We start from the raw sequence: 24,018 nt of genomic DNA, 5'->3' as shown, positions 1-24,018 counted from the left end.
AGGGCTCACGCGGGGCCGGCGAGCGTCGCGGCCCAGGCGAGCGCGACGAAGGCGACCTCGACGTCGTTCTTCCTGGGGACGAGGCGCTTCGTCTCGATGCCCTCGCCGGCGTGGAGGGGGAGCTGCTCCAGCGCGGAGAGCTCGGCGCCCTGGGCCGCATGGAGGTCGCGGAGCGCGGCGTCCGCCTCGGTCCACTCCTGGCGCGCGCGCTCGAGCTTCGCGGTGGCCTTGTCGCGCTGGGTCCCGGCGCGCCGGGCTGTGTCCCGGCCGGCGACGAGCCCGAGCAGCGCGGCGCCCACCGCGCCGGGGAGCGCGGCCACCTCGGCCTCGGCCTGGTCGTACCGCGCCTTCGCGGCGGCGATGCGCTCGCCGAGGCGCGCGATCCTGGGCGCGAACCGCCCGATCACCTGCTGCTGCTCGGCGGCGGCGAGGCGGGCCGCGGCGGCGCGGCAGCGGGCGGCGAACGCCTCGAGCGGCTCGCCCTCCGCCTGCGCCAGCCCGAGCTCCCGGTGGACGGCCACGGCGGCCTCGGTCGTGCGGTAGACGTGCTCCCGGAGCGCGCGCGCCGCGGCCTGCGCCGCGGTGCGCTTCGCGAGCGGGGCGGGCAGCTCGGCGAAGCGGGCGCCCGCCACGGGCGATGGGGAGAGCAGCGAGGGGTCGAGCCGGGTGACGCGCGAGAGATCCGGCTTGCCGTCGGGCAGCAGCGGGGCGGCGAGGAGCTGGCTCCGGTTGAGGGCGACGCCGAGCTTCGTGTCGCGCAGGTGAGCGATCACGGAGGCGGCCACCCAGGGGATGTAGCGGAAGCCCTCCGGAGCGACGGCAGGGGCGTGCGCGTAGAGGCTCCGCCAGCCCTCGGGCGGTGGCGGGGGCGCCGGCGCTGCCGGGGGCGGGGCCGCCGGCGCGGGGGCGCCAGCGTCCGCACGAGCGGCCCCGCTGCGCCGCGCGGGCAGCGGGGTGGAGGGCGCGTGGCGCGGGTCGAGGAGGACCGTGCCGCCCGGACCCACGGGCGCGCGCCGGGCTGGGCTCGACGGACCGTGGGCAGCGCGTGTCGGATCTGGGGAAGCACGCGCCGGATCCAGAGAATCGTCTGTCGAATTTAGGTAATTACGCCTCGGATCCAGAGAATCGTCTGTCGAATTTAGGTAATTACGCCTCGGATCCAGAGAATCATCTGTAGAATCTGGGTGAACACGCCTGTGATCCAGAGAATTGTCTGTAAATTCTGGGTAATCGCGCCTCGGATCCAGAGAATCATCTGTAGAATCTGGGTGAACACGCCTCGGATCCAGAGAATCGCGTGTCGGAGCGGGCGCTTCCGGAGGAGGGGAGAGGCTCCGGACGAGGCGGCCGACCTCGCGCCGGGTGACCGGGCCGCGCAGCCACGACAGGCTGAACCGCGTCTCGGCGAGGAACGCCGGCGGCTGCCTGTGGACGTCGCGCACGAAGAACGTGCGCGGGGGGAGCGCCTTCAGCGTGGCCGAGAGGGCCGCGGCCGCGACGCCGCCGGCGCCCCCGTCCGCGCCCGAGAGCCCCTCGACGACGCGCTCGCGGTCGGCGTCGGTCTGGAGCCGGCCCACGAACCACGCGCCGGCGTTCGAGAGCGCCTTGTAGTCGAGGTCCATCGGGTTCTGCGTGGCGAGGACGACGCCGACCCCGAAGGCGCGCGCCTGCTTCAGGAGCGCGAGCAGCGGCCGCTTGGTGGGCGGGTTCGCCGGGTGCGGGGGCAAGAAACCGAAGACCTCGTCGAAGACCACGAGCGCGCGCAGGTCGCTCGTGCCGGAGAGGCCGCGCACCCACGAGAGCAGCTGATCGAACAGCAGCCCGAGGACGAGGAGCCGCTCGTCGTCGTCGAGGTGCGCGACGCTGACGATCACCGCTGGGGTCTTGCCGCCGCCGCTGCCGGCCTGCGGCGCGAGCCACGCCGCGACGTCGAGCGGCGCGCCCTTGCGCCACGTGGCGAACGTGGGGGAGGCGAGCAGGGTGTTGAGCTCGCGCGCGAGCGCCTGCCGCTCCTTCGGGGCGAAGAACTCGTCCACGGCGAGGGCGCCCACCGCGGCGATCGGCGGCGCGGCGAGGTCGGCGAGCAGCGCCTCGAGCCCGGCGGCCCGCCGCGCGCGCAGCCGCCGCTCGGCGAGGTGCGCGAGCAGGACGTGCTCGCGGCTCCGCGCCGGATCCGGGTCGCGGCCGACGAGCCGGAGCAGGAGCGACAGCGAGGCCGAGAGCGCCTCGCGGGCGGCCTCCTCGTCCTCGTCCCACAGCGACGAGGGCGCCTCGAGCGCCGACAGCACGTGGATCGGCTCGCCCGCCGTGGTGCCCGGCGTGAGCAGGCGCGGCGCCATGCAGGCGCGGAGCGCAGCGACGTCGGCCGGCCCGAGGCCCGAGGAGGCGAGCCCCGCGCGCCACCGCGCCGCCAGCTCGGCGGCGACGTCGGCGGTCGAGCGGCCGTCGCGCGCGGCGGCGGAGGGGTCGATCCACGGCTCGAACTCGGCCGGCGAGAGGCCGGGGAAGGTGAAGAGCAGGTTGGGGAGGTCGCCCTTCACGTCGACCATGAGCACGGGGACGCCCGAGCGGAGCGCCTCCTCGACGAGCACCATGACGAGCCCGGTCTTGCCGCTGCCGGTCATGCCGACGACCACGCCGTGGGTCACGAGGTGGTGCGCGGGGAGCTCGAGCGGGCGCGCGTCAGCGGCGCCGGGATCACCCGACAGCGGGCGGGAGCGGCCCAGGGCGAAGGGGCGGGTCGGCATGAGGGCGCGCTCGTGCCATGGCGGGAGGGCTGTCGCAATGCTGGACGGGGGCGGGGAGGGCCTTGCAGGGCAGGGGATGGGCCGGCGATCGCGCCGGATGGGGTACGCTCGCCCGAGCCAACGCAGCACGAGGTGCCATGTCGTCGATCACCCTGGACGTCCCTGATGATGAAGCATGGTGGCGCGACCCTACCTGAGAATCTCGCCCTCTCTTGCGTCCTGTGCAACAAGCCCAAAGGGACCGATCTGGCTTCCATCGATGGGGAGACCGGGGAGCTCACGGCCTTGTTCAACCCGCGGCGGGACGCGTGAAGCGATCATTTCGAGGTGCATGGCGAGGAGTTCGTCTCGAAGTCCGCCGTGGCACGGGTGACGGTGCGCCTGCTCCAGCTCAACCACCCGCGCCGGCTCTCGGAGCGACGGCTGTTGGTCGCGGCGGGGTTGCTTCCAGCGGCGAGGTAGCTGTCAGGAGCGATCGCGCGACGGCGGTCGCGGGAGCGGTCGCTGGAGGCGCCGGCTTGTTTGTTGAGCCCGGTGGGTCGCAGCCATAGGCTCGTGTCCACGGGAGCAGGTGCATGAGGACGAAGCGCGTGCGTGGCGTTCGGCGGAGCAGCGCAGGGCTCGCCATGATGGTGGTGCTCGCCTCGGGCTGCGCTGGGCCGGCGCGGGTGCAGCCTCCTCCGTCGAAGACGCCTGCTGCTGGGGTCACGTCGCCCCCGCCGTCGTCGTGCCCGGCGGCGGCGGGCAAGCCGGTGTTCTGCCTGCCGGCCGAGGGCGGGCAGTTCGTGGTGGGGCTGCCGCGGGGGCACGGCTGGGAGCGGGGCGACTGGGTGCGGCTGTCGCAGGAGCCACCGGGGCTGACGGCGGCGCGGCCGGTCGCGATCGCGGTGCTCGTGGAGGCGCTCGCGGACGCGGCACGGGTGAGCGTGCTGCACCAGACCGACGCGCGGCTCGACGGAGCCGGTGCCGGCAAGATTGGGAAGGAGGAGCGGCCTCAGCTCGGGAAGCACGTGGGCCGGGTGCTGAAGGTCGACGGCGGGCGGGTGCAGCTCGGCGTGGGAAAGGCGGACGGCGCGGTCGAGGGTGACGTCTACACGGTGCGGTCGGCGCGGGACGCGAACGAGATCGTGGGCCGTTTGCAGGTCAAGGAGCTCGGGGAGCTGCACGCGTGGGCGGTGGCGCTCGACGGTGAGCCCGCGCGCGAGGGGCAGCCGGTCGTTTATCTCCGCGCGGCGGACGAGGGGGTGCTCGGCATCAATGCGCCGGTGTCGATCCTCGTCGTGAACTTCGATCCGGCCGACGAGCAGGACACCCGTGAGGCGAAGGCGGGGAGGGGATTCGCGAAGCAGCTCGCGAACGAGCTCGGGAATGCGGCGGCTGGGCTGGAGGGGCTGTCGGTGCGCTACGAGGGCAGCCAGCGGGTGCGGGTGGACCGGTCGGACGAGGAGGGGCACGCGGAGGCGCGGGCGATCGGCAAGCGGTTCGGGGCGCACATCGTGGTGTGGGGCTCGATGCGCTGCGACAAGGCGGGCTGCGCGCTGCCGCGGTTCACGGTGGTGGAGCCGGAGCGTCTGAAGCGGGCGGCGTACAGGGGGAACGAGGTGCGGGGGAGCTTCGACGACGCCGGGTTCACCCTGAAGGGCGCGCGGCCGCTGGAGCCGGTGGCGCTGGCGGCGGCGATCCTGGGATCGGTGGCGTACGACGCCCAGCGGTATGCCGACGCACGCGTGTATCTCGGCAAGGCGCTGAGCCAGGGGGTGCTTCAGGGCGAGGACGAGCTGCGGGGGCGACACTCGCTGGCCTATGCCCTGTACACTGAGGGGCAGACGGTGGCGGCACGAGAGCAGGCCAACGTGCTGATGAAACGTGCGCGGACGGCGGGCGCAGCGCGCTGGGAGCAGTCGGGGCGCGCGGAGCTGGCGCGCATCGACGGCCGGGAGGGCAAGGTCGACGCCGCGCGGGCGCACCTCGGAGCAATACGGCAGTGGTCCGAAGGGGCCGGAGACGAGGAACTGTTCGGGTTTGCGCTGCACCAGCTCGCGTGGCTGGAAGCGCAGCAGGGGCGAGTGGACGAGGCGCGCAAGCAGTACGAAAAGTCGCTGGCGCTCAGGCGGCGCATCGGGGATGTGCAGGGGGAGGCGTCGACGCTGCACCAGCTCGCAGTACTGGAAGCGCAGCAGGGGCGAGTGGACGAGGCGCGCAAGCAGTACGAAAAGTCACTGGCGCTGTCGCGGCGCATCGGGAATGTGCAGGGGGAGGCGTCGACGCTACACAATCTCGCGGTACTGGAAGCGCAGCAGGGGCGCGTGGACGAGGCGCGCAAGCAGTACGAAAAGTCGCTGGAGCTCAAGCGGCGCATCGGGAATGTGCAGGGGGAGGCGTCGACGCTGCACGAGCTCGCTCGGCTGGAAGCGCAGCAGGGGCGAGTGGACGAGGCGCGCAAGCAGTACGAAAAGTCGCTGGAGCTCACGCGGCGCATCGGGGATGTGGAGGGGGTGGCGGCGACGCTGCACCAGCTCGCGGGGTTTGCAGCGCAGCAGGGGCGAGTGGACGAGGCGCGCAAGCAGTACAAAAAGTCGCTGGAGCTGTCGCGGCGCATCGGGGATGCGCAGGGGGAGGCGGCGACGCTGCACCAGCTCGCTGGGCTGGAAGCGCAGCAGGGGCGAGTGGACGAGGCGCTCAAGCAGTACGAAAAGTCACTGGAGCTCAATCGGCGCATCGGGGATATGGCGGGTGAGCTCGCTACCCAAATCAATATGGCCGTGCTCGACTTCCGCAGCGGGCGGCGCAACGAGGCCCGGCGACACCTCGAAGAGACCCTCGAGCGGGCGCGTGCCCTCCGCCACGCCGAGTACGAGGTTCGGTGCCTCGACTGGCTGGGGATCTTCGACCGTGACGAGGGCAAGCACGCGAGCGCCCGCGCGCGGTGGACCGCGGCCCTCGCCCTCTACCGCGGTCTCCGGATGCCCCGCGAGGTGAAGGAGCTCGAGGAGCAGCTCGCCTCGCTCCCGCCCTGACGACCAGACCGCTGCGGCAGTCCCGCGCGCCTCCGACCGCCACGGAGCCACGCCTGCCGCCCTTGGCTCCGCGGCCAGCCCAGCGCGGCCGATCGCCGAGGCCGCGCGTCCCTGCGGGCGGTTGCCGGCGCCGCGGGCGCAGCCTGCGCGCGGCGAGCGAATCTGGGGAGAAAACGACGATCGGACGTCGAGCGTGTCTCAGGTGGTAGGATCAACGCATGAACGCGGACGACATCCGGGCCTACAAGAAGCGCTGGGAGAGGGTCGTGGAGGTCGAGCAGGCAGAGCTCGCGGCGATGTCTCCGGCCGAAAAATTCCGCGACCTCGCCATGCTCATGGGCGTGGCCCGGGGACTGGATAGCTCGACCGACGCGGACAAAGACGTGGAACAGGTGCGCCGGCGCTGGAACCTGCTCGCGGAGCGCCTTGGTGTCTGAGTTGCGCTCGCTGGCGGAGCTCGAGGGCGCGGTACGCGCGCTCCTCGCGTGGTCGGAGGCGTCCCGCGTCCCCATGCTGATCATCGGCGGGGTCGCGGTGTCGATCCTGAGCAAGCCCCGCACGACGAGAGACGTGGATGTCGTCGCGTGGCTTCCGGACCACGACGAGTGGCCCGCCTTCCTGGCCGATGGGGAGCGGCATGGAATCGTTCCCCGCATCCCGGATGCGCTGGGGTTCGCCCTCAGCTACCGCGTCCTTCTCCTTCGACACGACCGCTCCGGCGTTCCGATCGACCTCTCGATGGGCGCCCTGCCGTTCGAGGAGAACGCGGTTCGTCGCGCAGTTCCGACGGATCTAGGCGCCCTTCGCGTTCCGCTTCCCATGCCCGAGGATCTCCTCGTCATGAAGGCCGTGGCCCATCGCTCGCGGGACATGGTGGACATCGAATCCATCCTGAGCGCGCATGCCGATGTCGACGAGAAGTGGGTTGTCTCGACGGTTCGTGAGTTCGCCGAGGCGCTGGACTCGCCGGAGCTCGTGACCGATCTCGTGAAGTTGCTCCGCCAGCGGACACCGACGAAGGTGAAAAAGAAGACTCGTCCTCGCAAGCGATGATGCGTCGCGGGGACTTGATGGAGCGCAGCTCCGGCAAGCTCGTCGATCCGGAGGCTGCGCTGGCGACCGCTGAGGTTGACCAGCGCCAGGAGCGCTGCTGGAGCGGGGCGTCCTGCGCGACCGCCGCGCTCGATCAGCTTGGCTCCGCAGATTGCTTGTTGAGCCCGGTGGGTCGCAGCCGTAGGCTCGTGTCCACGGGAGCAGGTGCATGGGGACGAAGCGCGTGCGTGGCGTTCGGCGGAGCGGCGCAGGGCTCGCCATGGCGGTGTTGCTCGCCTCGGGCTGCGCTGTGTCGGCGCCGGTGCAGCCTGCGCCGTCGAAGCCGCCTGCCGCTGTGGCCGCGTCGCCGCCGCCGTCGCTGTGCCCGGCCGCGGCGGGCCAGCCGGTGTTCTGCCTGCTGGCCGAAGGCGGGCAGTTCGTGGTGGGGCTGCCGCGGGGCCACGGCTGGGAGCGGGGCGACTGGGTGCGGCTGTCGCAGCAGCCACCGGGGCTGACGGCGGCACGGCCGGTGGCGATCGCGGTGCTCGTGGAGGCGTTCGCGGACGCGGCGCGGGTGAGCGTGCTGCACCAGACCGACGCGCGGCTCGACGGCGCCGGCGCCGGCAAGATCGGCAAGGAGGAGCGGGCGCAGCTCGGCAAGCACGTGGGCCGGGTGCTTCGGGTCGACGGCGGGCGGGTGCAGCTCGGCGTGGGAAAGGCGGACGGCGCGGTCGAGGGCGACGTCTACACGGTGCGGTCGGCGCGGGACGCGAACGAGATCGTGGGCCGCATGCAGGTCAAGGAGCTCGGGGAGCTGCACGCGTGGGCGGTGGCGCTCGATGGCGAGCCCGCGCGCGAGGGGCAACCCGTCGTGTACCTCCGCGCGGCGGACGAGGGGGTGCTCGGCGCCAGCGCGCCGGTGTCCATCCTTGTCGTGAACTTCGATCCGGCGGACGAGCAGGACACGCGGGAGGCGAAGGCGGGGAGGGGATTCGCGAAGCAGCTCGCGAACGAGCTCGGGAATGCGGCGGCTGGGCTGGAGGGGCTGACGGTGCGCTATGAGGGCAGCCAGCGGGTGCGGGTGGACCGGTCGGACGAGGAGGGTCACGCGGAGGCGCGGGCGATCGGCAAGCGGTTCGGGGCGCACATCGTGGTGTGGGGCTCGATGCGCTGCGACAAGGCGGGCTGCGCGCTGCCGCGGTTCACGGTGGTGGAGCCGGAGCGGCTGGAGCGGGCGGCGTACAGGGGGAACGAGGTGAGGGGGAGCTTCGACGACGCCGGGTTCACCCTGAAGGGCGCGCGGCCGCTGGAGCCTGTGGCGCTGGCGGCGGCGATCCTGGGGTCGGTGGCGTACGACGCCCAGCGGTATGCCGACGCACGCGTGTACCTCGGCAAGGCGCTGAGCCAGGGGGTGCTGCAGGGCGAGGACGAGCTGCGGGGGCGACGGTCGCTGGCTTATGCCCTGTACACCGAGGGGCAGACGGTGGCGGCGCGGGAGCAGGCCAACGTGCTGATGAAACGTGCGCGGACCGCGGGCGCAGCGCACTGGGAGCAATCGGGGCGCGCTCAGCTGGCGCTCATCGATGTCCGGGAAGGTAAGGTCGACGCGGCGCGGGCGCACCTCGGAGCCCTGCGGCAGTGGTCAGAAGCGACCGGGAACGAGCGATGGCTGGCGTTTGCGCTCAACGAGTTCGCCTCACTGGACGCGCAGCAGGGGCGAGTGGACGAGGCGCGCAAGCAGTACGACAAGTCGCTGGAGCTATCGCGGCGTATCGGGGATGTGCAGGCGCAGGCGGCGACGCTGCAGGCGCTGGCGGTGCTGGACGCGCAGCAGGGGCGAGTGGACGAGGCGCGCAAGCAGCTCGAAAAGTCGCTGGAGCTATCGCGGCGCATCGGGGGTGTGCAGGGGGAGGCGGCGACGCTGAATGCGCTGGCGGCGCTGGACACGCAGCAGGGGCGAGTGGACGAGGCGCGCAAGCAGTTCGAAAAGTCGCTGGACCTCAGGCGGCGCATCGGGGATGCGTCAGGGGAGGCGGCGACGCTGCACAACCTCGCGGCGCTGGAAGCGCAGCAGGGGCGAGTGGGCGAGGCGCGCGAGCAGTACGAAAAGTCGCTGGAGCTCAAGCGGCGCATCGGGAATGTGCAGGGGGAGCTCGCCACGCGCATCGACATGGCCGTGCTCGACTTCCGTGGCGGCCGGCGCGACGAAGCCCGGCGACACCTCGAAGAGACTCTCGAGCGGGCACGTGTCCGCCGCTACGCCGAGTACGAGGCCCAATGTCTAAGCTGGTTGGGTATCTTCGACCGTGTCGAGGGCAAGCACACAAGCGCCCGCGCGCGGTTGACCGCAGCCATCGCCCTCTACCGCGTTCTCCAGATGTCCCGCGAGGTGAAGGAGCTCGAGGAGCAGCTCGCCTCGCTCCCGCCGTGAAGATCAGACCGCCGCAGCAGCCCTGCGCGCCACCGACCGCCGCGGAGCCACGCCCACCGCCCCCGGGCTCCGCGGCCAGCCCAGCGCGGCCGATCGCCGAGGCCGCGCGTCCCTGCGGGCGGCTGCCGGCGCCAGGTAGCGCACTTCCCACGCTCCAGAAGGTCGGTTAGCCTGCTCTCCGCTGCCCGGATAGCGCAGGATCGCGCCCGGTCGCCGGACCCTCCTCTGGACCGCCACGTGACCGACGTCCCTTCCCACCCGACGCCCGCCGACTCGCCTTCTCCCGAGCACGGCAACGCCACACCAGGCGAAGCGGGACAGCACGCGTTCGACGCCTTCCTCTCCTATAGCTGGGCCGACAAACCCATCGCCCGCGCGCTCCACAAGCGGCTGGTCGACGCCGGCCTCCGTGTCTGGATCGACGATCAGCAGATCCCGATCGGCGCCAACCTCACCGCGGCGATCGAGAAAGGCCTCGAGAGCAGCCGGCACCTCATCGTCCTCGTCTCGCGCGCCTCGCTCGACTCCGGCTGGGCCACGGTGGAGCGCCACGTCGCGCTCTTCTCCGACCCCGACGCGCGCCACGGCGTGATCCTGCCCGTCCTGCTCGAGGACATCGCCCCGCTCCCGCCGGCGCTGCGCATCCGCCGATGGGTCCGATTGCACGGTGAGGCCGGCCTCGACGCGCTCGTCCCCGAGCTCCTGGCCGCGATCCGCGGCGCGGCCAGCGCCCCGGCGCCCGCGGCTGCCCCGAAGCCCGCGCCGAAAGCGGCCCCGGCCTCCCCGCAGCCCGCGCCGGAGCCGCGCAGCAAGCGCGCGCTTTTGTGGACCGCGCGCGCACTCGCCGCGGCGTCGGCGCTCGCGCCGCTCGTGCATCACAGCCACCCCGACCCGATCATCCGGCAGTGCGCCTCGCTCGTCGCCCCTGCGGTCCTGGCGGCGACCATCGGGATCGAGCTCACGTTCCACCATTACCGCCTCGCGGTCGCGGAGCTCGCAGCGCTGGCGCTCGTGCTGCTCTACGCCGCGCGCATGCCGGAGCCCCCGCCTCCACCGAAGCCGGCACCCGAGCTTCCGAGCACGCCCGCACCGTCCGCAGGCCCCGGCGGGGGTGACCTCGCAGCCGACGCCGGGCCCGATGCCGCTGCGCTGGATTCCGGCGCGCCCGGCCAGCCGCTCACGCCGGGAACGACTCCACCGCGCCCGAAGGGCACCAGCGCCCTGGCCAGCGCCGCGGACGCGGGGGTCACGGTGGATCCCATGAAGTTCGCGACCTCCGGGTGGGCGACCTGCCATGGCCAACGCTGCACGCTGGACATCGGGAATCGCCGTCTCCCGCAGGGCACCACCCGCGCGTGCCTGTCGCCCGCAAGCCCGCAGCCCGAGCTCGCGGGCTTGCGGGCGACGTGCCGTATCGACGGGTCAGGCCCCGGCTGCATCCGCGATGACCGGGTGGCGACCGTGACGTTGAAGACGCCCATCACGTGGTCTCTCTGCACCCCATGACCTCGCGCGCACCGCGGATATCGCATCTGATGCATCCCACGCGGACCCCTGCTCTCCTCGCCATTGCGCTCCACCTCGCCTGTGCAGGAGCGCCCTCCGGCGCCACCGTCCCATCGACCCCATCCGCGCGGCGGCCTCCGGTGCTGGCGACCGCTCCCTTGGCCGCGCCCACCCCGGCCGCCGCCGGGCCGAGCCTCCGCGCGCGCGGCGACCACCTCTTCCTCACGGCGCCGCCGGACCGCTACAAGCGCGGAGAGCTCCTCTATGTGCTCGACCCCCAGCCCCTGCACAACGACACACGCCTGCGCATCGGCCTCGTCCAGGTCGTCTCGGCGGTCGAGAACACGGTGACATGGTATTGCCGTCCCAGGAGCCCTGTCGACGCAGCGCTCGCCGGACAGGGCTTGCCCGTCGCAGACTTCAAGTCCGACACGCGGCTCCGCGCGGGCAAGTGCTGGGGTGGCTACGACGCGCCGGGGAGCGCGGCCCAGGCAGGCACGGCCGTGGACCTGTCGCTCAACCTGGGACCGGGCGACGGTGTTCGCTCCCACGACCTCTACGAGGTGCTCGGCGAGCCGGTCGTCGACCGTGACGGGCGCGCCGTGCTCGGGTTCGAGCCGCTCGGACATTGCACGGTGCTCCCGTTCGAGGGCACGACGCTCACCTCGCTGTGCCGCATCGACCGCGCGGTCTCGCCGAAGTTCGACGCGAAGGCGATGGCGCGCCCTGGCTTCGTGAAGCTCCTTCAAGAGGCGCCGCCGGACGCCCCCTGAGAGATGGAGAGGGGAGCGCCCTGCACCGCGTGCAGGGGATGAGGATCCCACGGCGAAGCCCACGCTGAGCGCACGCGTTGCCGCTCGCCCCCGCAGCCCCCGCGACCGCGTTCCGTTACCCCCGCATTTCGCCGCCTCCGCCGCCGACGCCCCCCATCTTCGTGCCAAAAAAGGTGTGGGCGCGGCTATAGTGTGCCGATGGAGGTCGGGCCATCGAAGCCGGATGCCCCCGCGTCAACGGCGGGCATCCCAGCGATAGGCGAGATCTTCGCGCAGAAATACCGCCTCGAGCGCAGCCTCGGCCGAGGCGCCATGGGCGCCATCTTCGCCGCGGAGCACATCTCGCTGCGCCAGCGCGTGGCCGTCAAGTTCCTCCTCCCCCGCACGATGACGCTGCCCGGCGCCAGCGCCCGCTTCCTGCGCGAGGCGCGCGCCGCGGCGGCGATCCGGAGCGAGCACGTCGCCCGCGTCATCGACGTCGGCACGGCCGAGCTCGGCATCCCCTACCTCGTCATGGAGTACCTGCGCGGCCGCGATCTCCAGCAGGAGCTCGACTCGCGCGGCCCCTTGCCCGTGTCCGAGGCGGTCGATTACGTGATCCAGGGCTGCGAGGCCGTCGCCGAGGCGCACGCGCGAGACATCATCCACCGGGACCTGAAGCCGGGGAATCTCTTCCTCACGACCGGCGCGACCGGCGCGCCCATCGTCAAGGTGCTCGATTTCGGCCTCTCCAAGTCGGCAGCCCCCGAGGACGACGGCAAGCTCACGGCGTCCGAGATGATGCTCGGCTCCCCTTGCTACATGTCGCCGGAGCAGGTGCGGTGCTCGAAGCACGTCGACGCGCGCACCGATCTCTGGTCGCTCGGCATCATTCTTTATCAGCTCCTGACGGCGCGGTTTCCCTTCGATGCGTCCAAGCTCTCGGCGCTCTTCGTCGCCATCGTGACGCAGGCGCCCACGCCGCCGCGGGTGCACCGGATGGATCTGCCGGCCCAGCTCGAGGACATCATCCTGCGCTGCCTCGAGAAAGAGCCGGAGCTGCGCGTCCAGAGCGTGGCGGAGCTCTCCCGCGAGCTCGCGCCGTTCGGTACGGAGCACTCTGCCCGCGCTCTGGCGCAGATCGCGGCGATCGCCCGGGGCAGGGCCTTTCCTTCGTCACGACCCCTCGGACCCCCGGGCGACGGCGTCGCGAGCACGCTCCCGGCCGCGGCCAACGACCCCCAGGGCGCGTCGTCGACCCTGCCGCAGCCGGACGCCGACCCAGGGACGGGCGCAGGGCGAGGTGCCTGCTCGACGGTGGTCGCGCCCGGCTGCGGCGACCACCTGACCACCCTGCCCAGCGAGGGCACCCTGGTCGTCGCCCGCTCCAGCAGCGACGCCGCGTCCGGGGCGTCCTGCTCGCTCCCCAGCGTGACCGTCGATGACGGGACTCCCCTGAAGATGGCGCGGAACAGCGGCCCCACGCTGCCCGCGGAGCAGGACAGCAGACCCACGCTGAAGATGGCGCGGAACGACCGACCCTCGCCCGGGATGGCCCCCGAGGAAGGCCCCACGCTGACGATGGCACGGGCCTCCGAGGACGGCCCCACGCTGGCGATGGCGCAGGACGGCCCCACGCTGGCGATGGCGCGCGAGGACGGCCCCACGCTGAAGGCGGCCTCCGAGGACGGCCCCACGCTGGCGATGGCGCGCGAGGACGGCCCCACGCTGGCGATGGCGCGCGAGGACGGCCCCACGCTGAAGGTGGCCTCCGAGGACGGCCCCACGCTGGCGATGGCGCGCGACGATGGCCCCACGCTGAAGGTGGCCTCCGAGGACGGCCCCACGCTGAAGGTGGCCTCCGAGGACGGCCCCACGCTGACGATGGCGCGCGACGATGGCCCCACGCTGACGATGGCGCGCGACGATGGCCCCACGCTGCCATGGCGCTACCGGTTGCTCGCGTCGCGCGCACCATCCGACGTCGACGAGAGCGCCGGGAGCATGCCCGTCGTGACCGAGAGCCACCCCGGCCAGCAGAGCTCCCTCATGCTGCGCAAGCGCAGCCGCGCGGGCGTGCGGATCGTGGCGGCCGCCGCCCTGACCGCCGCGGCCGCGTTCGGGGCGACGCTCTGGTCCCGCAGCGCACAGAACGTCGTCCCGTCGTCCAGCCAGGGCTCACCGGCGCCCGCCCTGGCCCCCGTGCTCAACGTCGCGGGCGAGCTCGAGCCCCCGCCAAGCACCACGGCGTCGGCCCCCGCAGAGCCCGGCGGCCCGGCGGGCGTGGCGCAGCCCCCTCCCGACCCCGACGCGGCCGACGCGGCGGCCCCGTCGCCGCCCGCCGCGCCTTCCGCCGCTCCTTCCGCCGCTCCATCCGCGCCCAGGGCTCCCGACCCCCCGCCGCACAGGGGGTGGCGTCCCCCGGTGCGCCCGGCCCAGAGCGCTGCGAACCCGCCGAAGGGGTCGGCTCCCTCGGAAATCAAGATCGACAGGTAGCTGAGCTGCCAGACCCTGAGCACAAAAGGGAGACCCCATGGCGAAGAAGAAGCTCTCGGCCCGCGCCACCCGGCGCGAAAGCGATCGCACGTCGGCGAAGCTCACCCGCGACATCGAGCGGCTCGCGCTGCTCGAGCCGGGCCACTCCCCCGGGCGCGCCATCGCGCTCGACGCGGCCTCGCAGGTCGAGGTGGCCGCGCGGTCGATCCCGTGCCCGCGATGCCGCGGCGCCCTCCGCATGGAGGACCACACGGCCGAGACGCTCGACGGCGTCCGCCTCCGCGTCGCGCAGGTCGCCTGCAGCGCGTGCGGCGCGCGCCGAAAGCTCTACTTCCGGCTCGGCGCCGCCTCCCTCAACTAGCCCTGCCCGCGCCCGCGCCCCGCCTCAGTACCGCGGAATGCTCTCGTCGATGTGGATCGACCACGCGTCGATGCCGCCCTGGAGCGAGGCGACGCGCTCGTGGCCGAGCTTCTCGAGGATCGCGGCGGCCGAGAGGCTCCGGACGCCGTGGTGGCAGTACGCTACGACCAGCGCGCCCTCGGCGGGCGCGACCTCGTCCGCGCGCTCGGCGAGCTCGTTCAGCGGGATCAGCGTGCTGTCCGGCAGCGCGGCGATCTCGTGCTCGCCGGGCGTACGCACGTCGAGGAGGACCACGGGCTCCCTCGCCTTCAGCTTCAGAAAGAGCTCTTTCACGGAAATCTGCTGGACCATGGTCTGCTCGCGATCGCCCCCGGGATGATGCCGTGAACGCCTCTACCTATCCAAAGAGCTCCCCGGGAACAACCGCCTCTCACCTCGCCGCCCGCTCCCTGACGAGCGCCGCGACCACCCCCACGAGCTCCGCCGGATCCAGCGGCTTCGCGACGTGCGCCTGGTACCCCGCGCCGAGCGCCCGCGCCTGGTCCTCGGCCCGCGCCAGCGCGCTCAGCGCGACGGCCGGCGTTGCGCCCCCGCGCGCCTCGTCGAGGCCCCGCATCCGGCGGATGAGCTGGAAGCCGTCCTCGCCCGGCATCCCGAGGTCGCTGACGAGGACGTCGGGCCGCTCCCGCTCCAGCGTCGCCATCGCCTCGGCGGCCGACGCCGCCGTCGTGACGCTCGCCGCGCACTCCTCCAGCACGCGCTGGGCGACCTCGCGCGCGTCGGGCTGGTCGTCGACCACAAGCACCCGCACGCCGGTGAGATCGGCCGCCGGGTAGTCGGCCAGCGCCTCGGCGCGCGCCGAGGTGGCCCGCTGCGTCGCGCCGGGCGCCCGCTGCGAGACGCCGGCGAGCGGCAGCCTCACCGTGAACGTCGCGCCCCGGCCCTCGCCCGGGCTCGCGACCCCCACCGTGCCGCCGTGCAGCTCGACAAGGTGCTTCACGACCGAGAGCCCGATGCCGAGCCCGCCGTGCTTCCTCGTCGAGGACGCGTCCGCCTGCCGGAAGCGCTCGAACAGGTGCGGCAGGAACTGCGGGGCGATGCCCGGGCCGGTGTCGGTCACCGACAGCTCGGCGTGCGCCCCGGCGCGCCGCAGCGCGACGTCGATCCGACCGCCCGCCGGCGTGAACTTCACGGCGTTCGACAGGAGGTTCCAGGCGACCTGGTGGATCCGCGCAGGGTCGCCCCGGAGCGAGCTCGCCTCGGGATCGACGCTCGCGTGGATCGCGATCCCCTTGGCCTCGGCCGCGAGCTTGATCGCCTCGAGCGCGCTCTGGAGCACCCCCTGCAGATCGACCGGCTGGACGTCGAGCCGCAGCTTCCCCGACACGATCCGGCTCATGTCGAGCAGCTCGGAGACCATGTCGGCCTGGAGCCGCGCGTTGCGCTCGATGACCTCGAGCCCCCGCGCGAGCGCCTGCGGCTCCGGCGCCCGGCTCCGCAGGATGCGCGCCCAGCCCAGGATGGCGTTGATGGGCGAGCGCAGCTCGTGCGAGAGCGTCGCGACGAAGTCGTCCTTGACCCGGCTCACGCGCTCCGCCTCGTCACGGGCGGCGCGCTCGCTCTCGAGCAGCTTCTGGCGCTCCTCCGCGGCCTGCCACTCCGCGGTGATCTCCTCGGTGATCCCCAGGAACGACTCCACCGCGCCGTCGGGCCCGAGCTCGGGGATGAAGCGCGTCCGGCACCTCCGCTCGCCCAGGCTGAACTCGATCCGTTGCGGCTTGCCCGTCCTCGCCGCCTCGCCGCAGGCGACGTCGCTGGCCTCGCACATCTCCTTCGGGAGCCAGGTCTCGGAGCCGTGTTTGCCGAGGAAGTGCTCGGGCGGGAGCCCGGTCATCGCCTCGATGGCGGACGTCGCGAACGTGCACCGCATCTCCGGGTCGAGCCGGAAGATCACGTCGGGCAAGCTCGCCATCAGCGACGTGAGCTGCCGCTCGCGCCGGCGGAGCTCGTCCTCCAGGCGCTCGCGCTCGGCGATGACCCGCCGCGCGTCGTCGAGCGCCGCGCGGAGCCGGCGCTCGCTCTCGCGCAGCGCCTCTTCCGTGCGCTTGAGCCGGCTGATGTCCAGACAGAGGCCGACCCAGGAGGTGATCTCGCCCCGCTCGTCGCGGATCGGGACGGCCCGGTCGAGGACAGGGTGAACGGCGCCGTCCGCGCCCAGACAACGGAGCTCTTCCTCGAACGGCTCGCCCGTCCGCAGGCACCGCGCGAAGATCGCCATTTTGTGCCGGTCGTCGGGGTGGAGCGCGTCGAGCCACCCGTCCTCCGAGCACTGCGCCTGGGTCATCCCCGTCATGCGCAGAAACGCCTCGCTGGCATAGACGTTCCGGCCCTCGAGATCGCTGACCCAGACGCCGTAATCGATGGACTCCCCGATGGCGCGAAAGGCCCGCTCGCTCTGCCGGAACGCCTCCTCCGCGCGCCGGAGCGGCGTCATGTCGAGCGCGAGCACGAAGCCGCCGTCATCGAACCGCCCCGGGGGCAGCAGACAGCCGCTCACGAGCATCTTGATCGGCGTGCCGTCGGGCCGCACATGCGTCCTCTCGAAGGGCGTGAACGTCCACCCGCTCGACAGGAGCTCCGCCCGGGCACGGTCGTCGGCGGGGCGCTCCTCCGGCGGCAGGTCGGCATCCCAGCGGACCAGGCCGGCCGCGAGATCCTCCCGCGAGTGGCCCACGAGCCGCAGATACGCGTCGTTCGCCTCGACGATCCGCCCGTCAGGCATCCAGAACGCCATCGGGGCCATGTTGCTGTAGAAGAGCTTCCGCAGCCGGGCCTCGCTCTCCGCCAGCGCCTGCTCCGCCGCGAGCGCCCGCTCCTCCGCGCGCCTCCGCGCGGTGATGTCCTCGACGAACACCACCGCGCGATACGGCTGGTCCAGGGCGTCACGGACGAAGACGCCAGTCACCTGGAGCGAGCGGACGCCTCCGTCCCTGCAGCGCCAGCGCATCTCGAACGTGAGCTCCTCGGCGTCGGCGTCGAGCAGCGCGCTCCACGCGGCCTGCGCGCCTGCCCGGTCCTCCGGCAGGGCCAGATCGAGCAGCTTCTTCCCGAGCAACTCCCGCTCCGCGTAGCCCAGCAGCTGGCAGAGCGAGCTGCTGGCGCGCAGGATCCGCCCGCTCGGCGCGTCGACCTGCACGCTCCCCCTGCCGGACGATCGCATCGCCCAGGTTGGCTGTCCGGCGGTCTCCCCCATCGCTGTCCGTCCACTCTTCCGGCCTTCCGGCCACCGGCGCGCTCGACCTGTTCCCCGGACGTGCGCGCGCGGCTCCCCCGTTTCGTCCGGCCACGCTATCACGAACACGCCGGGGCGCGGCAGCATGGCCGCCGGATCGAGCGCAGGTCATCGGCTCACCCGCGCCACCCGCGCTGTCCCCGGAGTCCGTTCCGTCCGGGGCTCGCGCGGAGCCGGGGAATCCGACCGGGACAGGGAGGAGTTTGCTTGCATTTTTCCCTGGAACCAGGCTTCTGCAGGGTGCGCCCCCTTGACGGGCGTCCCAGCCGCCATGGATCAATCCGCTGCTCCGCTCCTCGCCCGCCTCCCGCCGTCGTCCCACGACTTCGTGGCCGACGATCTCTTGAACGGCTTCCTCGACTATGTCGCCGAGCGGGGACTCGAGCTCTACCCGGCGCAGGAGGAGGCCATCCTCGAGATCTTCGGCGGCAAGAACGTCATCCTCAACACCCCGACCGGCTCGGGCAAGTCGCTCGTCGCGGCCGCCATGCACTTCAAGGCGATGGCCGAGGGCATGAAGTCGTACTACACGTGCCCGATCAAGGCGCTCGTCAGCGAGAAGTTCTTCTCGCTCTGCAACGACTTCGGCCCCGAGAACGTGGGTATGTTGACCGGCGACGCGGCGGTGAACCGCGACGCGCCCATCCTCTGCTGCACCGCGGAGATCCTCGCGAACATCGCGCTCCGCGAGGGGGAGAAGGCGCTCTGTGACTACGTGGTCATGGACGAGTTCCACTACTACTCGGATCGCGACCGCGGGGCGGCCTGGCAGATCCCGCTGCTCACGCTGCCTCAGGCGAGGTACTTGCTCATGAGCGCCACGCTGGGAGGCACCGAGTTCTTCCAGGAGGAGATCACGCGGCTCACCGGCGAGCAGACCGCCGTCGTCAAGTCGACGGTGCGCCCGGTCCCGCTCGACTACGAGTACCGCGAGACGCCGCTCCACGAGACGGTGGCGAACCTCGCCAAGAACGGCAAGGCGCCGATCTACATCGTGAGCTTCACCCAGCGGGCCTGCGCCGAGGAGGCGCAGAACCTGATGAGCCAGGACTACTGCACCAAGGAGGAGAAGCGGGCGATCCACGCCGCCCTCGCCGGGGTGAAGTTCTCGAGCCCTTATGGCCGCGAGGTGCAGCGCTTCGTCAGGCACGGCATCGGGCTCCACCACGCCGGGCTCTTGCCGAAGTACCGGCTCCTTGTCGAGAAGCTGGCGCAGCAGGGGCACCTCAAGATCATCTCGGGCACCGACACGCTCGGCGTCGGCGTCAACATCCCGATCCGCACGGTGCTGTTCACGAAGCTCTGCAAGTTCGACGGCGAGAAGACGGCCGTCCTGAGCGTGCGTGACTTCCAGCAGATCAGCGGCCGGGCTGGCCGGAAGGGGTTCGACACGCAGGGGAGCGTCGTGGCGCAGGCGCCGGAGCACGTCATCGAGAACATGAGGCTCGAGGCGAAGGCGGGGAGCGACCCGGCGAAGCGGCGGAAGATCGTCAAGAAGAAGCCGCCGGAGAAGGGCTATGTGCACTGGGATCGGGCGACGTTCGAGCGGCTGATCCAGTCGCCGCCCGAGCCGCTCGTGTCGCGGTTCCAGGTCACGCACGGCCTGCTGGTCAACGTGCTCGGCCGCGAGGAGGGCGGGTGTCGCGCGCTGAAGCGGCTCATCCGCAGCACGCACGACCGGCCCGCGGTCCGGCGGCAGCACGGCAAGACCGCGATGCTCCTCTTCCGCTCGCTCGTGGAGGCGCGCATCATCGAGTTCGTCCCGAGGGAGGACGGGCCTGGCAAGCGCATCCGCATCAACGCGGATCTCCAGGAGGACTTCTCGCTGAACCACGCGCTCTCGCTCTATGTCCTCGAGACGGTGGCCAAGCTGGACCCCGAGAGCGGCACGTATCCGCTCGATCTGCTCACGCTCGTCGAGTCGATCCTGGAGAACCCCGAGCTCATCCTGCAGAAGCAGCTCGATCGGGTGAAGACGGAGAAGCTCGCGGAGCTCAAGGCGGCGGGGGTGGAGTACGAGCAGCGGATGCAGGAGCTCGACAAGCTCGATTATCCGAAGCCGAACCGGGAGTTCATCTACGGGACGTTCAACGACTATGCGCGGCGGCACCCCTGGGTGGGGCAGGAGAACATCCGGCCGAAGGGCGTGGCGCGCGAGATGTACGAGCAATACCTGTCGTTCGGCGAGTACATCCGCGAGTACAACCTGGAGCGGGCGGAGGGGTTGCTCCTCCGGTACGTGTCCGAGGTGTACAAGGCGCTGGTCCAGACGGTGCCCGACTACGCGAAGGACAGCGACACGATCGAAATGATCGCCTATTTCCGGGCGCTCATCCGCGGCGTGGACTCGAGCTTGCTCGACGAGTGGGAGCGGCTGCGCGACCCGTCGTACCAGCCGCGCGCGGGGGCCTCGGGCACGGTCGAGCCGATCGCGTTCGACGTCACGCGCAACGTGAAGGAGTTCACGGTGCTCGTCAGGAACGAGCTGTTCTTCTTCCTGCGCGCGCTGTCCCGCCGCGACTACGAGGTGGCCGCCGAGATGGTCGAGGGCGAGGAGGCGCCCTGGACCGCCGACCGGCTGGAGGAGGCGCTCCGCGGATATCACGCGGAGCACGGCGCGATCCGCACCGACCCGGCGGCCCGGAGCCCGAGCAACACGATCATCCACCCCGCCGAGGACGGCGGCTCCTGGGCGGTCCAGCAGATCATCGCCGATCCGGACGACCACAACGACTGGATGCTCGACTGCAAGGTGGATCTCGAGCGCTCGCGCGACGCGGGGCGGCCGGTCATCGTGCTCCGGCGTATCGCGAGCTGACGGGCCTCGGGCCCACGCGGGCCCACGCGGGCGCACGCGCGGGTCCGCGTCGCCGAGGAGGCAGCGTCGCCGAAGAGGCAGCGCGCTCGATACGACGTGTCCTCCTACGACGTGTCCTCCACTGCTGCCTGATGCACGGGCTCATGGAGGAGAACGTGCACTTCGCGCACACGGCCCACAGGACCCGCCGCGGCGCGGCGGCCTGCGAATCGCATCTGCCCCGGCCGGAGGCATCCATGCAGAAGCTTGCACAGGTGAACAAGGACAAGGCCATCGACCTGCTCAACGAGCGGCTGACGTTCGAGCGCGCGAGCGTGAAGCTCTACGACTCCATCATGGAGAAGGTCGGCCGCACGGCTGAACCCGGCCTGCTGAACCTGCTCGGCCAGCTCAAGACCCACCGGGATCAGGAGAAGGAGCACGAGGAGTGGCTCGAGGCGCAGATCCGCGCGCTCGGCGGGGACGCGCACGCCGAGACCGAGATGTCGCGGCTGATCGCGATCGAGTCGCAAGGCATCGAGCAGGTGGTGCTCGACGGGGATCAGAACCCGACCCACCTCTTCCACGCGCTGCTCACCGCGGAGCTCGTCGACAACGCCGGCTGGGAGCTCCTGCTGGAGCTCGCCGACGAGGCGGACGACGGCGAGGCGAGGGACGCGCTCCGGCGCCGCCTGCACGAGGAGGAGGACCACCTCATCCTCACGCGCGAGGTCGTCGAGCGGCTCACGCGCAAGGAGCTGCTCGGGCCGCCGGACGAGGCCATCGCGGCGGCGCATCCGACGTGACCGACCCGGCGCCGGGCGGCGCGCGCCCTCGGGATCAGCCCCGGCGCGGGGCGGCGCGGGGCGAGGCGCCGCGCTTCGGTTTCTCCGCGGCGGGGGCGGCCTTGTCGCCGCCGCCGCGCGCCTTGACCCTCCTGGCCGTCTTGGCGGCGGCCGGCTTTGCGGCGCCGGCCCTGACCGGCTTGGCGGCGTCCGGCCTGGCGGAGGCGGCCCTGGCCGGCTTCGCAGCGCCGGCCCTGGCCGGCTTGGCGGCGTCCGGCTTTGCGGCGCCGGCCCTGGCCGGCTTGGCCGCTGGCGCGGCGGCCGGCTTCCGGGTGGCCCAGATCTTCTGGATGTAAGCGGTCGCGTCCGGCGTCTTGCAGCTCGTCTCGCCGTGATCGACGTCGACCTTGCCGATGCGCCTCGCCGCCGTGAGCGCCTTTCCCCGCAGCGGCTCGCTCCGCGAGCCGATGCTGATGAGCGCGCTGTTCATCGCTTCCCGGGCGCGGTTCCCGGCCTCGTGGATCGACGCCTCGAGCACCGAGAGCCGCTCCTCGAACAGGCTGTCGGGCAGCGACGGGTCCCCGGTCGCGAGCGCGCCGAGGAGCGTCCAGCCCGCCCGGCCGACCCACTCGTCGTCCGATGCGGTCCAGCGCTCCATCGCCGCGCGGGCGAACGGGGTCTTCGCGGCGATGTGCTTCACGAAGAGATCGACGAGGAGCGGCGAGCGCAGGCCGTCGAGCCACGCCTCGAGCTGGTCCCGGGTGAAGCGCCCCGGATCGGCGATCGCCGCCGCCAGCGTCCGCGCGTCGGAGTTGCCCGTCGCCCAGAGCGCCTCGGCGAGCTCGTGATCGCGCTTGATCCGCTTCTCCAGCGTGTTCATGTGAGCGAAGCTCACGCCGAAGAGCGGCTCGGTCGCGCCGTGGCGCCGGTAGACTTTCCGGTTCTGCTCGGTGCCGAGCCGCTCGAGCTCGCGCATCACCTCGGTGAAATTCATGGCTCTCACCTAACCTTTCTGCCCATTACGCGCTCGCACCAACTTTTTTCGCGCAAACCGCTTCGGGGGGCGAGCTTGTCGACGCGGCACGGGGCGCGCCCGCGGCGTTGACCCTGTGCGTCGCGCCGGCGGGCCTGGACGCTGCGGGCGGCCGTCGCGACCGTCGCCGCGCCGTGCTACCTGTGCGCTCCGCGACGGGTTCGACCGCGATGGCGAGCAGCGGTACTCTCCCGGAAGGAGCGACGCATGGCCTTTGAGCGCGACACATCGCTCGTCCCGATCCGGCCGCCGGGCGAGGACGAGCTGCCGTACGACGACGGAGAGCCGATGGAGTCTCAACGGCACCGCAAGCAGATGGACCTCCTCATCGAGGTGCTGGAGCTATCCTGGAAAGATCGCGACGACGTCTTCGTCAGCGGCAACATGGCCATCTACTTCAGCGAGCTCCAGGCGAAGAAGAACGACTTTCGCGGGCCGGACGTCTTCGTTGTGCTCGACACCGTGAGGCGCGAGCGCAAGTCCTGGGTCGTCTGGCAGGAGGACGGCAGGACGCCCGACGTCGTGATCGAGCTGCTCTCCGAGACCACCGAGAAGGTCGACCGCACCGACAAGATGCGGATCTACGCCAAGCTCCTGCGCGTGCCCGAGTACTACCTGTTCGATCCGTTCACGGGCGTCCTCGAGGCGTATGCGCTCGATCTCGCCACGATGTCCTACGCGCCCGTCGCGCCCGGCGCGAACGGCGACGTGGTGAGCCGGCGGCTGCACCTCGGGCTCGGCGTCCGCCGCGGCACCTTCCATCACCTCGAGGTCGACTGGCTGCGCTGGCTCGACGCCGAGGGGCGTGTGCTGCCCACGGGCGAGGAGCAGGCGCGCGCCGCCGACGAGCGGGCGCGCGCGGCGCAGGACGAGGCGAAGCTGCTCGCCGCCCGGCTGGCCGAGTACGAGCAGCGGTTCGGCAAGCTGCCCGGCGGCGAATCGCGCTAGCCCCGTCGAGCCCGCCCGCCCCAGGCCGCGCTCACCCCTTCAGCCGCTGCGAGGCGCGCCTCGGGCGCGGGCCCACGGAGAGCGGGCCCGCGGAGCCCCCGTCCCCCCCGCCCGGGCCGAGCAGCGCCCGGCGCACCAGGGCGCCCCGCTCCTCGGCCACCCGGACCTTCTCCTCGAAGTGGGCCCTCACGTGCAGCTGGTTCCGCTCCGCCGCGCGCATCGCCATCCGGCGCGCCAGCGCCGCGCTGTCCTCGATCGTGCGGAGCGCGAACAGCGCCGCCGGCAGATCCGAAGGCAGGCCGCCGATGAGCGCGATCAGCGCCTCCACGCCCCCGGCCGACGCCCCGATCGTGATGATGTCGTGTCCTGGCACGGTGGGCCTCGTCGAGGAGATGGGGTTGTGAAAGAGGGAAGACGCGCCCCGTCGCAGCGTCGCTCACGCCGCCGGGCGCACCACGCGATCCATCGTGCTCAGCAGCGCGGCCATGCTGGCCGGCTTCTGGAGGAACGCCGCCGCCGAGAGCTCTTTCGCCGCCTGCCGGAGGTCCTCCGGCATCCGCGCCGAGAAGATCACGAGGGGCGGCCTCTCCGGCACCTCCTGGAGCCGCTCGACAAGCTCGGCCGTCGTCGCCCCCTTCACCGTCAGATCGAGCAGGGCGGCCTCGTAACGCCGCTCCGTCAGCGCGGCGATCGCCTGGTCCGCCGTGGAGGCCGACTCCACCTCGTAGCCGGCCATCCCGAGCATCTCGGCGAGCATATCGCTCGAGTCTCGATCGTCCTCGATCACGAGGATCTTCGCCCTGGTCGCCATGATCTCTTCT

16 protein-coding genes and 1 pseudogene are annotated in these 24,018 nt (G+C 72.1%); 11 read left to right on the top strand and 6 right to left on the bottom strand.

The features are described from left to right. Positions 1 to 5 precede the first annotated feature (5 nt). Entirely contained in the window at positions 6 to 2,747 is a 2,742-nt protein-coding gene (locus tag WME75_RS23220; RefSeq protein ID WP_437494641.1) for a helicase HerA-like domain-containing protein, read from the bottom strand. 575 nt (positions 2,748 to 3,322) lie between these two features. On the opposite strand from WME75_RS23220, the gene WME75_RS23215 reads away from it, so the two are divergent. The 8 genes from WME75_RS23215 (at position 3,323) to WME75_RS23180 (ending at position 14,342) form a co-directional block, all read left to right on the top strand. After that, positions 3,323 to 5,764, top strand: a complete 2,442-nt coding sequence (locus tag WME75_RS23215; protein ID WP_437494639.1) for a tetratricopeptide repeat protein — start codon at positions 3,323 to 3,325, stop codon at positions 5,762 to 5,764. A gap of 218 nt (positions 5,765 to 5,982) precedes the next feature. After that, positions 5,983 to 6,201 carry a hypothetical protein gene (locus WME75_RS23210; RefSeq protein WP_437494637.1) on the top strand — a complete coding sequence of 73 codons (219 nt, stop codon included), beginning with the start codon at positions 5,983 to 5,985 and terminating at the stop codon, positions 6,199 to 6,201. A gap of 73 nt (positions 6,202 to 6,274) precedes the next feature. Next, positions 6,275 to 6,817, top strand: a complete 543-nt coding sequence (locus WME75_RS23205) for a nucleotidyl transferase AbiEii/AbiGii toxin family protein (protein WP_437494635.1) — start codon at positions 6,275 to 6,277, stop codon at positions 6,815 to 6,817. A 259-nt stretch (positions 6,818 to 7,076) separates the two neighbouring features. Continuing rightward, positions 7,077 to 9,227, top strand: coding sequence for a tetratricopeptide repeat protein (locus tag WME75_RS23200; RefSeq protein WP_437494633.1), 2,151 nt, complete (start codon positions 7,077 to 7,079; stop codon positions 9,225 to 9,227). Positions 9,228 to 9,464: 237 nt separating this feature from the next. Continuing rightward, positions 9,465 to 10,733 (top strand): toll/interleukin-1 receptor domain-containing protein, encoded by a 1,269-nt coding sequence (locus WME75_RS23195; protein WP_437494631.1) that lies wholly within the window; start codon positions 9,465 to 9,467, stop codon positions 10,731 to 10,733. Positions 10,734 to 10,891: 158 nt separating this feature from the next. Beyond that, entirely contained in the window at positions 10,892 to 11,506 is a 615-nt protein-coding gene (locus WME75_RS23190; protein WP_437494629.1) for a hypothetical protein, read from the top strand. Positions 11,507 to 11,704: 198 nt separating this feature from the next. Continuing rightward, the gene (locus WME75_RS23185; RefSeq protein ID WP_437494627.1) at positions 11,705 to 13,981 is read left to right on the top strand and encodes a serine/threonine-protein kinase; all 2,277 of its coding nucleotides are present in this window, start codon (positions 11,705 to 11,707) and stop codon (positions 13,979 to 13,981) included. Positions 13,982 to 14,018: 37 nt separating this feature from the next. Beyond that, entirely contained in the window at positions 14,019 to 14,342 is a 324-nt protein-coding gene (locus tag WME75_RS23180) for a hypothetical protein (RefSeq protein ID WP_437494625.1), read from the top strand. A gap of 24 nt (positions 14,343 to 14,366) precedes the next feature. Here WME75_RS23180 and WME75_RS23175 read toward each other — a convergent pair whose 3' ends face one another. Both WME75_RS23175 and WME75_RS23170 read right to left on the bottom strand, forming a co-directional pair. Beyond that, complete coding sequence (locus tag WME75_RS23175) at positions 14,367 to 14,693, bottom strand: rhodanese-like domain-containing protein (RefSeq protein ID WP_437494623.1); 327 nt, start codon at positions 14,691 to 14,693, stop codon at positions 14,367 to 14,369. A gap of 79 nt (positions 14,694 to 14,772) precedes the next feature. Continuing rightward, complete coding sequence (locus WME75_RS23170; RefSeq protein WP_437494621.1) at positions 14,773 to 17,562, bottom strand: PAS domain-containing hybrid sensor histidine kinase/response regulator; 2,790 nt, start codon at positions 17,560 to 17,562, stop codon at positions 14,773 to 14,775. Between the two features lie 343 nt (positions 17,563 to 17,905). Here WME75_RS23170 and WME75_RS23165 point away from each other — a divergent pair, with 343 nt between their 5' ends. Continuing rightward, positions 17,906 to 20,452, top strand: a complete 2,547-nt coding sequence (locus tag WME75_RS23165) for a DEAD/DEAH box helicase (protein ID WP_437494619.1) — start codon at positions 17,906 to 17,908, stop codon at positions 20,450 to 20,452. Positions 20,453 to 20,688: 236 nt separating this feature from the next. After that, positions 20,689 to 21,237 carry a DUF892 family protein gene (locus tag WME75_RS23160; RefSeq protein ID WP_437494617.1) on the top strand — a complete coding sequence of 183 codons (549 nt, stop codon included), beginning with the start codon at positions 20,689 to 20,691 and terminating at the stop codon, positions 21,235 to 21,237. Positions 21,238 to 21,559: 322 nt separating this feature from the next. On the opposite strand, the pseudogene WME75_RS23155 reads toward WME75_RS23160, so the two are convergent. Beyond that, positions 21,560 to 22,210 (bottom strand): annotated as a pseudogene (locus WME75_RS23155) (DNA alkylation repair protein); the annotation flags it as partial. Positions 22,211 to 22,456: 246 nt separating this feature from the next. Between WME75_RS23155 and WME75_RS23150 the strand changes: the two are divergent. Next, the gene (locus WME75_RS23150; RefSeq protein ID WP_437494615.1) at positions 22,457 to 23,197 is read left to right on the top strand and encodes a Uma2 family endonuclease; all 741 of its coding nucleotides are present in this window, start codon (positions 22,457 to 22,459) and stop codon (positions 23,195 to 23,197) included. 31 nt (positions 23,198 to 23,228) lie between these two features. On the opposite strand, the gene WME75_RS23145 is transcribed toward WME75_RS23150, so the two are convergent. Together WME75_RS23145 and WME75_RS23140 are read right to left on the bottom strand one after the other, a co-directional pair. After that, a complete protein-coding gene (locus WME75_RS23145) occupies positions 23,229 to 23,570 on the bottom strand; it encodes a chemotaxis protein CheB (protein ID WP_437494613.1) in 342 nt (113 codons plus the stop codon). Positions 23,571 to 23,633: 63 nt separating this feature from the next. Beyond that, positions 23,634 to 24,008: a response regulator transcription factor gene (locus WME75_RS23140; RefSeq protein WP_437494611.1), complete on the bottom strand. Its 375-nt coding sequence runs from the start codon at positions 24,006 to 24,008 to the stop codon at positions 23,634 to 23,636. Positions 24,009 to 24,018: the final 10 nt, after the last annotated feature.

This window comes from Sorangium sp. So ce1014, assembly GCF_051521505.1.
Classification (GTDB): Bacteria; Myxococcota_A; Polyangia; order Polyangiales; family Polyangiaceae; genus Sorangium.
This window is presented reverse-complemented; position numbering and strand designations above follow the sequence as displayed.